Genomic DNA, 338 nt, shown 5'->3' with positions numbered 1-338 from the left:
TCGATCGTGGAGATCGAGTGGCTCACGAGGAACACGGTGCCGGCCTGCTGGCGGACCTCCTCGATGCGCGCCTTGGAGCGGGACTTGAACGCGGCGTCGCCGGTGGCCAGGGCCTCGTCGACCATGAGGATGTCGGGGATGGCCGCGGAGCTGATCGCGAACCGCAGCCGGGCGGCCATGCCCGAGGAGTACGTCTTCATCGGCAGGTCCACGAAGCTGCCGATGTCGGCGAACTCCACGACCTCGTCGAACTTCTCGTCGACCTCCTTGGGCGTCATGCCCAGGGCGAGGCCCCCGATCTCGATGTTCTTCGAACCGGTCATCTGCGGCATGAGCGC

The 338-nt window shown here is 66.9% G+C and carries 1 protein-coding gene; it reads right to left on the bottom strand.

What is annotated here, in order from left to right; genetic code table 11:
- Window positions 1-338: ABC transporter ATP-binding protein (locus tag MWU57_RS17925; protein WP_374108594.1), on the bottom strand; the 338-nt coding region annotated here is incomplete at both ends.

It is taken from the genome of Isoptericola sp. S6320L (assembly GCF_023015685.1).
Taxonomy (GTDB): domain Bacteria; phylum Actinomycetota; class Actinomycetes; order Actinomycetales; family Cellulomonadaceae; genus Isoptericola; species Isoptericola halotolerans_A.
This window is presented reverse-complemented; position numbering and strand designations above follow the sequence as displayed.